Annotated in this window: 9 protein-coding genes; 1 reads left to right on the top strand and 8 read right to left on the bottom strand. The window is 48.4% G+C overall.

Annotated elements, in window-relative coordinates; translation table 11 throughout:
* Window positions 1–69: 69 nt before the first annotated feature.
* The 7 genes from ACM64D_RS03295 to deoC all read right to left on the bottom strand — a co-directional run bounded on the left by ACM64D_RS03295 (window position 70) and on the right by deoC (window position 8,016).
* A complete protein-coding gene (locus tag ACM64D_RS03295; protein WP_415061766.1) occupies window positions 70–597 on the bottom strand; it encodes an acetyl-CoA carboxylase biotin carboxyl carrier protein subunit in 528 nt (175 codons plus the stop codon).
* A 2-nt stretch (window positions 598–599) separates the two neighbouring features.
* The gene (gene accC, locus ACM64D_RS03290) at window positions 600–2,102 is read right to left on the bottom strand and encodes an acetyl-CoA carboxylase biotin carboxylase subunit (protein WP_415061765.1); all 1,503 of its coding nucleotides are present in this window, start codon (window positions 2,100–2,102) and stop codon (window positions 600–602) included.
* A gap of 20 nt (window positions 2,103–2,122) precedes the next feature.
* Window positions 2,123–3,691, bottom strand: coding sequence for an acyl-CoA carboxylase subunit beta (locus ACM64D_RS03285; RefSeq protein ID WP_415061764.1), 1,569 nt, complete (start codon window positions 3,689–3,691; stop codon window positions 2,123–2,125).
* A 140-nt stretch (window positions 3,692–3,831) separates the two neighbouring features.
* Window positions 3,832–5,097, bottom strand: coding sequence for a S8 family peptidase (locus tag ACM64D_RS03280; RefSeq protein ID WP_415061763.1), 1,266 nt, complete (start codon window positions 5,095–5,097; stop codon window positions 3,832–3,834).
* Between the two features lie 98 nt (window positions 5,098–5,195).
* Window positions 5,196–6,011 (bottom strand): purine-nucleoside phosphorylase, encoded by an 816-nt coding sequence (locus ACM64D_RS03275; RefSeq protein WP_415061762.1) that lies wholly within the window; start codon window positions 6,009–6,011, stop codon window positions 5,196–5,198.
* A gap of 23 nt (window positions 6,012–6,034) precedes the next feature.
* Window positions 6,035–7,354: a thymidine phosphorylase gene (locus ACM64D_RS03270; protein ID WP_415061761.1), complete on the bottom strand. Its 1,320-nt coding sequence runs from the start codon at window positions 7,352–7,354 to the stop codon at window positions 6,035–6,037.
* Complete coding sequence (deoC, locus tag ACM64D_RS03265; RefSeq protein ID WP_415061760.1) at window positions 7,354–8,016, bottom strand: deoxyribose-phosphate aldolase; 663 nt, start codon at window positions 8,014–8,016, stop codon at window positions 7,354–7,356. Before deoC ends, ACM64D_RS03270 begins: the two co-directional genes overlap by 1 nt.
* Before the next feature lie 59 nt (window positions 8,017–8,075).
* Between deoC and ACM64D_RS03260 the strand changes: the two genes are divergently transcribed.
* Window positions 8,076–8,450 carry a hypothetical protein gene (locus ACM64D_RS03260; protein ID WP_415061759.1) on the top strand — a complete coding sequence of 125 codons (375 nt, stop codon included), beginning with the start codon at window positions 8,076–8,078 and terminating at the stop codon, window positions 8,448–8,450.
* On the opposite strand, the gene ACM64D_RS03255 is transcribed toward ACM64D_RS03260, so the two are convergent.
* The gene (locus ACM64D_RS03255) at window positions 8,451–9,551 is read right to left on the bottom strand and encodes a type IV pilus twitching motility protein PilT (RefSeq protein ID WP_415061758.1); all 1,101 of its coding nucleotides are present in this window, start codon (window positions 9,549–9,551) and stop codon (window positions 8,451–8,453) included.
* Window positions 9,552–9,679 lie beyond the last annotated feature (128 nt).

Here is a 9,679-nt window from a genome sequence, read left to right as displayed (position 1 = left end):
TAAACTCAGGGTATTCCCTTTTATTTAAAAGTCCACTTTTTGGGGTACAGATCAGAATCAGCCCCTTTTTTATGGCTCTTCGAATTTGATTAGAACAGCTCCAGACTCGACAGAGTCCCCTTGCTTAACCTTGATCTCTTTGATTTTCACATCACGAGAAGCGCGCATTTCGTTTTCCATTTTCATCGCTTCCATAATTAAAAGCGGCTTATTGGCTTTCACGATTTCACCTTCTTTAGCAAAAATCTCGATGATCTTTCCTGGCATACCGGCTTTGAGCTCTTGATCGCCGCCGAAACCGCCGCCTTTTTTCAAAGACTCATGCAAAAGCATTTCGTCGTTGAAGACTTTGATGGCGCGGAAAGAGTTTCTTGTAAACACCGTGTACTCAGTGTCTTGCCCAATGACATCAATGAGATAAGACTTTCCCTCAAAAAGAAAGCTGATGTACTGCTCGGCTTGTTTGTAGTCGCGTTTGGAGATGTCGTAATGAACCCACTCTTTGCCCTCTTCTTGTAAAGAGAGCTTCCAGGAATTCTTTTGTTCGGCTACGTCGACTTTATATTTTTTACCTTTGAGTTCTGCTTCAAAGTACATAGTTACGTCCTTAATTGAAGTTTGCGGCCCACGCGCTTCCAGTTGGAAGTCAGATTGAGCTGACGCACGTCTTTGGATTTACGATCATTGTAAGCGGTGATGGCCGCCGCAATGAGGAACACCGGATCTTCCACCTCTTTAAAGAGTTGAGGCTCGATCACCTCGAAGTTCTTTTCGATGAACTGAGTGGTGTAGGAACCATCACGGAATTTGGGGTGGTCCAAAATCGTTTTATGCAAAACGATGTTGGTTTTGATTCCGGTTAGAACAAATTCGCTGAGCGCGCGCTGCATTCTATCGATGGCCTCTTCCCGTGTTTCGCCCCAGGTAATCACTTTTGCGATCATTGGATCATAAAAGATGGGAACTTCATAACCAGGATAAGCATAAGAATCCACACGCATGAACGGTCCTTGCGGATGGCGACAAGCGCGGATGGTTCCGGGATGGGGTTTGTAAGTAATCGGATCTTCCGCACAGATTCGCGCCTCGATGGCGTGGCCTTTTTGTTTAATGTCCTCTTGTTTGAAGGACAAAGGCTTTCCGGCGGCCACATAGATTTGTTCTTTTACCAAATCATATCCGGTCACAATTTCCGTGATCGGATGTTCCACCTGAAGACGGGTGTTCATCTCCATGAAGTAGAACTCTTTTGTTGTGTTATCAAAGATAAACTCGATGGTTCCTGCGCCGACATAATTAATTTGTTTCGCAGCACGAACGGCTGCCTCGCCCATGCGCAGACGAACTTCATGCGGCACCGACGGGGACGGACACTCCTCAATGATCTTTTGATGACGACGTTGAACCGAACACTCACGTTCAAACAAATGCACATGGTGACCGTGTTTATCGCCGAACACTTGGATTTCAATGTGTTTTGGATCGTTGATGAATTTTTCAATATAAACCGTAGGATCGGCAAAATAGTTTTGCCCCTCAGAGCGACACGCGCGGAAAGCACTTTCCAGTTCGTCCATTTTACGAACCACACGCATCCCTTTACCGCCGCCACCAGCGGAGGCCTTGATGATTACGGGCAGACCGATCTTCTCGGCAACAGCTTGAGCCTGCTCGACCGTGTCGACGCCGCCATCGCTGCCAGGGACCGTGGGGACGCCCGCTTTTTTCATCAAAGCTTTGGCAGACAATTTGTCTCCCATAGCTTCGATGTTTGCGACCGTCGGCCCGATAAAGGTGATCCCAGCCGCCTCGAGGGCCTTGGCGAAAACGGTGTTCTCAGAAAGAAATCCGTAACCCGGGTGAATCGCATCGACGCCCGCTTGTTTGGCGACCTCGATGATTTTGTTGTAGTTCAAATAACTTTCTTTAGAGGGTGAGGGTCCGATATGGTAGGCCTCATCCGCCAAAAAGACATGAAGACTGTCGCGATCTGCATCTGAGAATACCGCCACGGAGGCAATTCCCAACTCACGACAAGCGCGAGTGATGCGAATAGCGATTTCTCCACGGTTTGCGATCAAGATTTTTTTAAACAATGCCATAATAGTTCCTTAATCCATTCCTAGAGAGGAATGTTACCGTGTTTCTTCGCCGGAGTGATGTCGCGTTTGTACTTTAACATCTCCAAAGAATCGATGATGCGCTTGCGAGTCATCGCAGGCTCAATCACCTCATCGGTGTATCCCAATTCAGCGGAAACATACGGATTGCTGAATTTCGCTTCGTACTCCGCCGTCAAGCGGGCTCTTTCAGCGGCAGGGTCTTTAGCTTTATTGATCTCTTCGCGGAAGATGATGCTAACCGCACCGTCGGCACCCATCACGGCAATTTCCGCGGAAGGGTAGGCGAGGTTCACGTCGGATCTTAAAAGTTTAGAGCCCATCACGATATAAGCACCACCATACGCTTTACGGGTGATCACGGTGATTTTTGGAACCGTGGCTTCAGCGTAAGCATAAAGAAGTTTTGCTCCGTGAGTGATGATGCCGTTCCATTCCTGATCTTTTCCAGGCAAGAAGCCAGGCACGTCGACAAAAGAAACGATGGGAATATTGAACGCATCACAGAAGCGGATAAAACGAGCCGCTTTGCGAGACGCTTCGATATTCAAGCAGCCAGCAAGAACATTGGGCTGATTGGCGACGATTCCGACCGGGCGACCATTGAAACGCGCAAAACCGACAATGATGTTTTGAGCGTAGTGTTTGTGAGTCTCAAGGAAATATCCTTCATCCACACACTCGGTGATCACACCCAACATATCGTAAGGCTTCTTTGGATTTTCTGGGATCAAAGTGTTCAAAGCCTCGGTCACACGATCAGGACGATCATTTGTTGGCAAGATCGGCGCATCGTCCAAGTTGTTTGAAGGAAGGAAGTTCATCAGCTCGCGAATGAGCAACAAACAATGTTTGTCATCTTCTGCAGCAAAGTGAGCCACGCCCGATTTCGCGGAGTGAGTCGTCGCGCCCCCAAGTTCTTCCTTCGTAACTTCTTCATGAGTCACCGTCTTAATAACATCAGGACCCGTGACGAACATGTAGCTGGTATTTTTAACCATGAAGACAAAATCAGTGATTGACGGAGAATAAACCGCACCGCCCGCACAAGGCCCCATAATGGCTGTAATCTGAGGGATTAAGCCCGACGCCATGGTGTTGCGAGTGAAGATGTCGGCATATCCGCCAAGGGACTCGATGCCCTCTTGGATGCGGGCCCCGCCAGAGTCGTTGATGGAGATAAACGGAGCTCCGTTCTTCATGGCCAAATCCATCACTTTGCAGATTTTGTTGGCCTGAGTCCGGGACATGGATCCACCAATAACGGTGAAGTCCTGTGAAGATACATAGATCAATTTGCCATTGATGCGACCATAGCCGGTGATGACGCCATCGCCGGGAACAACGGTCTTATCCATTCCGAAGTTGGTGCATCGGTGAGTAACGAAACGATCCATTTCAACAAAACTTCCCGGATCGACAAGAATGTCGATGCGCTCGCGCGCGGTCAGGCGACCACCTTGTTTGTGTTTTGCAATGCGGGCAGCGCCCCCGCCGGCCATCGCGGCGTCGTTTCTTTTTTCAAGGTCGTTAAGGCGAGCTTGAATGCCAGAGGAAATTTCTGTGCTCATATGATTCCTTTTATATGAAGGGTCTGATCCCTTAAAAAACAAGGAACCAATCTACCATGGGGGCTTAAGGAATCATCTTAAAACTAGAGACGCGGAGCATACTCATTATGCCCCGCAATATACACCCTATCTTGTTGATTTTATGGGACTAACTGCTTCAAGACCTGAAGAGCCTTTTCGACGTTAATGCGTCCTCGAGTATTTACTTTAAATTCGTGTCCTGGGGACACGTCAACCGACTTCAAAAGAGCGGTTTTAACTTGCACCGCTGTCGCCTGGGGACGAGCACTCCAAATCAAAGCCGCAGCTCCGCTAACAAAAGGAGCGGCCATGCTTGTTCCATCCATATAAGCCGTGGTGTTGCCCGGAACGGTACTCAAGATATGTTCTCCTGGCGCGGCAACATGAACAAATTCAAAACCACTGTTTGACCAAGAGGTCATAAAGTCACTCATTGACGAAGCGGCCACGGTGATTTGTGTGCCGATGTTGAAAGAGGCGGGGAACTCTGGATAGACATCGATATCCCGGCCATCATTTCCTGCCGCGACAACGACAAGGATTCCCTTATTTTGTAGTTCTTGAAAGGTGTTGCGCAAAGAGGCCACGCACGGGGCTCCACCCCAACTGGCATTGATGACTTTAGCTCCGCGGCTGGCCGAATACTGCAAAGCCAAAACGGCATCCCCTAATGATCCGCCACCATCATTGGCAATAAATTGAGCCGGGATGATTTGCGCCTGAGGGGCAACCCCTTCGACAGATCCAAAGCGGGGATCTGCCGCAATGATTCCGGCGACATGGGAACCGTGAGCACTGGGAGTGGGATTGCTGCTGGGAACAGAAACGAAACTTGCTCCATAGTAGTCATCAACAATACCATTTCCGTCGTCATCGATTCCATTGTTAGGAATTTCTTGGGTGTTGATGGCAATACGTGGTTGAAGTTGTGGATGGGTATAATCCACGTAGGCATCAACAACGGCGACTTTGATATTTTGACCGTAAACCCCTTGAGCCCACACAGAGCGCGCCGAGATTTTATCTTGCCCCCAGCTGTCGGTGAATCCGCTGGCGCGAACTTCATCGGTCTTGTCGACTTGAAGTTGGCGATCAAATTCTACAAACTTAATTTTTTCAAGCTGAGGCTCAATAAAGTTTTTAGTAAAGGCGTCGGCATTTTCAGCGGACTCGACGGTGAATTTTCCATCTTCCCATTGAACAATAAACTTGTTTTCGATGGCTTGACCCATGCAGGCGCTTGAATCTAAGGCGCCATTTTCCGGAAATACAGAACTGCTCGACTTATTGTTGCTACAAGATGCTAAAACGAAGATGCAAGCAACCGCCGAGAGAATCTTTTGAACATCCATGTTCACTCCCTGTGCGGGCCCATCTGGTCCCATCAATAGGACTCAAGCAGTCGGCCCGACCGGTTAGCTCTTCGGAAATTATATGTCTTATTTTGAGGCTAGAAGGTCTAAAACTGGACCTTTGATGAGAGCTAGATTTGTGTGATGAACTCTCGTAAAAAAGAACTGAACTGAAGCTCAACTCTTTTGGCGGTTTCGGTGACTTCATCGTGGGAAAGCTTTTGAGATGAAATACCCGCTGCCAAATTTGTAATACAACTGAGGGCTGCTACACGAAGGCCTAAGTGGTTTGCGGCAATAGATTCGGGAACCGTACTCATGCCGACAGCCGTGCCGCCGATCAACTTCAAGTAGCGAACTTCTGACGGAGTCTCGTAAGTAGGTCCACTGACGCCGCAATAAACACCTTTGTGATAACGAGTGCCTTGTTTCTGCAATAATTTTTCCATGATCTCGATCAGGCGCTTATCGTAAGCCTCTGTCATGTCGGGAAAGCGAGGTCCGAGTTCTTTGATGTTGGGTCCCATCAGAGGATTTGTGCCCATCAGATTGATATGATCCTCGATGATCATAAAATCTCCGGCCTGCATGTTTTCACCAAAACCACCTGCAGAGTTGGTAAGAATTAAGGTTTCAATTCCTAGCATCGCCAGTGTGCGAGTGGGGAACACAACACTTTCCATGCTGTGACCTTCGTAGTAGTGATTGCGGCCTTGTAAAATCGCGATGGACTGATTGTCCACCTTGCCGAAAATAAGATTTCCCGAATGCCCCTCAACCGTGGGGGGCGAGAAGTGCGGAATCTCTTTGTAAGGAAGAGTGCACTCGATCTCAACATCTTTGACAAAAGCCCCAAGACCCGAACCCAATATCACACCCACCTTCGGTTTTGCCGAAGATTTAGTGCGAATATAGCTGACGGTTTCTTGAAGTTTATTGAGTACCAAGTGAGTTCCTTTATTCCAGAGTATTAACTCAAAGTCTTGAGTATCAAACTAGGCTTTGCAATTTTTGGCAAGGAAATATTGATGGCAGATTTAAGCAAGGGAAGCGCCGATTGAAGTAAATCTTTATCATCGCCATGCAGTGTGAAGATTGCATCTCCTGCTTGAATTTCATCCCCCACCTTAACATGAAATTCGATTCCCGCCGTGGGCGCAATGATGTCGGAGGTTTGCGCTCTTCCTGCTTTGATAAGAATTCCCGCAACGCCAATGCTCTCGGTGTGAAAGCCGTGGATAAAGCCTGATTTCTCAGACGTTACGACAATGTTATGTTTTGGTTTGGGAAGCTTTTCAAGAGCTCCGCCATGGATAGAACAAAGCTCCTCGAATTTTGCCAGGGCTTTTCCTGAAACCAAAATATCATTTGCAATCTTGTAGGACTCGTCTTCGCTTTTCCCGACACCTGCTAAAAGCAACATGTGCGCAGAAAGGCGCAAGCTGAGTTCGCGAGTGTCATGATATAGGTCATAGCCAGCGGGGCCGATGAATTTTTCGTTTTTCATGATCGCGACGCATTCTTCGACCTCCAAAGAGTTCCCCGCATAGCGGCCCAGGGGTTGATCCATGTTGGTTAAGAGCGCCGTGACTTTTTTTCCGTAACCTCGAGCAATCGACATCAGATTCAAAGCAAGCTCTTCGGCAAGTGCAGGGGTTTTCATGAAAGCTCCAGAGCCATACTTCACATCAAGAACCAGTCCGTCGATTCCTTCGGCCAACTTCTTGGACATAATCGAGGCACAGATCAGGGGAAGACTTTCAACCGTCGCTGTGACATCACGAAGGGCATAGATTTTTTTATCCGCAGGGCAGATCTCTTTGGTCTGTCCGATAAAACAAATAAGATGTTTGCGAACCAGCTCGATAAATTCTGGCAATGACTTTTGCGTATTAAACCCAGGAATGGCTTCAAGCTTATCAAGCGTGCCTCCAGTATGTCCCAGGCCGCGGCCCGAGATCATCGGAACTGGCACGCCCGCTGCCGCGACAATAGGTCCAAGAATTAAACTGGTCTTATCGCCGACGCCGCCGGTGGAGTGTTTATCCACCTTAAACTGGGGAAGAGAAGAAAAGTCCACGACCTCACCAGAATGAAGCATGGCCTTAGTGAGAGAGAGCGTTTCTTCAGAAGTCATGCCTCGAAAATAAATGGCCATCAATAAGGCAGACATTTGGTAGTCGGGAATATGGCCTCGAGAGTAGCCCAAAATAAATTCATTGATCTCATCAAACGAAAGAGCTCCGCCATTTCTTTTGATTTTAATAATCTCTGCAGGAAGAAAAGCCATTAATAGCCTCCTTGCACAGTGCCACCTTGAACGATGGTGATGCCAGAGCTTGTTCCCAAGCGGGTCGCCCCCGCCTCAATCATCGCATGGGCTTGAGCAAGATCCTTAATTCCCCCAGAGGCTTTTACTTCCATTTGCGAACCCACGATGGATTTCATAAGTTTAACATCATCGACGGTCGCGCCGCCCCCACCAAAGCCAGTGGACGTCTTAACGAAATGAGCCCCGGCCTCGAGGGCGGCTTGGCAGGCAAGAACCTTTTCGTCTTGGGTAAGAAGGGAAGTTTCAATGATAACTTTAACCGTGTGTCCCTGAGCCGCCTTGACGACGGCTTTGATATCATCACGGACATAATCAAGGCGTCGATCCTTCAAAGCACCGACATGAATAACCATATCAATTTCTTGGGCACCGTTTTTAATGGCAGTCTGTGTTTCAAAGGCTTTGCTTGCGGAGTCCATAGCTCCCAAGGGGAAGCCGACCACGCAACAAACTTTCACCGTAGATCCAGACAGCAGTTGCGCACAGGTCGTCACGTAAGACGTATTCACGCAAACACTGAAGAAGCTATGATCTTTAGCTTCACCACAAAGTTTTTCAATTTGCGCAAGCTGAGCTTCGGGTTTTAAAAGGGTGTGATCAATATAACGACTTAGTTGCACGGGGCACCTCGGAATGTTTAAATAAAGAAAGTTATCTCAGTTCATTGCAGGAGGCAATCATGACACCACAGAAGTGGACCTCGATTTTATTGGCGACACTAGTCCTTTTCACTTCTCAAGCCTCTTTTTCGCAGACCGACAGAACCGTGAAGCGCAACATTGCGACGGTCCTCTTTGCCAGCCTGGGGGGTGCCGTGTTGGGTCTAAGCACGCTGTCCTTTTACGGGGAGCCTCAAGAGCACACCGAGAATATAACCCTAGGTGCTTTGGTTGGTTTTGTGAGTGGTGTCGGATATGTTGCCTATGACTCTTCGCGGCCTACGTCGCCAAGTTATGATTATTCGCAGGCCTTTGATCAGGACCAAAAAAGCAGAAGGGTTTTAGCTTCAATGGCTAAAACCCCTCCGATGATTCAGTTTCAATTTGATTTCTAGTTAGCCAACTTTAGTGCGCCCCCCCGGAGCGGCTCCCGCCACGGTTCCTTGAACGGTGGTGTCTCCGCCGCCGGCTTGGCCCAAGAAGGTCTTGGCATCGGCTGCCGAAACCTTTCCTTTGCGAACCAGATCTTCGATGTATTTCTCGAAAAGAACCATACCTTGACTGGATCCCGTTTGCATGGCCGAGGTGATCTGATGCACCTTTCCTTCACGAATTAGGTTGGAGATGGCTTTGGAGTTTCTCATGATCTCATAAGCCGCCACACGACCTTGTCCATCGGCGCGAGAGAAGAGCGTTTGAGCAACGACGCCACGCAAACTTTCCGCGAGCATCGTTCGAATTTGCTGTTGTTGTCCTGCAGGGAAAACGTCAATGATACGATCGATCGTTTTTGCCGCACTGTTGGTGTGAAGTGTGCCGAACACAATGTGTCCTGTTTCTGCCGCAGTTAATGCCAAAGAGATGGTCTCAAGGTCACGCAACTCACCGACAAGCAAGATATCTGGGTCTTCACGAAGGGCGGCCTTCAGAGCATTAGAAAAGCTCTTCGTATGACTTCCCACTTCCCGTTGGTTGACGAGGGCTTTGATGTTCGGGTGCACGAACTCGATAGGATCTTCCACCGTGATGATGTGAGCTTCGCGAGTCATGTTAATTTGATGGATCATGGCAGCAAGAGTCGTTGATTTACCAGAGCCGGTCGGACCGGTCACCAGGATCAATCCACGATCACAGTCGATCATGTCCATAACAGCCGGAGGAAGCCCCAACTCTTGCGCGGTTTTAATTTTTTCCGGAATCACACGCATGACGGCGCCGAGGCCTTTGCGTTGCATAAAGATGTTGCAACGGAAGCGCCCCACTCCAGGAAGTGTGTAGGCAAAATCCAGCTCCCATTTTTCAACGAAGGCTTTTTTCTGCTTTTCAGAAAGAATTTCGAAGAGCAGACCTTGCACATCTTGATTGGTGAGCTCGCGATAGTTCAATGGCACCATGTTTCCATGGAGACGCAAATAGGGAGGAGCCCCGCTTGTTATATGCAAGTCGGAGGCGCCTTGTTCGACCATGAGTTTAAACAGTTCATCAATTGTTGCCATCGTTCACCCCTAAATGCGCTATTTCCATGATCTTTTCGGTCAGATATGGTTCAATATTAAATACTATTTGCTAGGAGTCTTGTTTCTGGACTAATGAACTAAAGGTAAATTCTTTGTTTCGTGAACGT

This window comes from Bdellovibrio sp., assembly GCF_047637665.1.
GTDB lineage: Bacteria > Bdellovibrionota > Bdellovibrionia > Bdellovibrionales > Bdellovibrionaceae > Bdellovibrio.
This window is presented reverse-complemented; position numbering and strand designations above follow the sequence as displayed.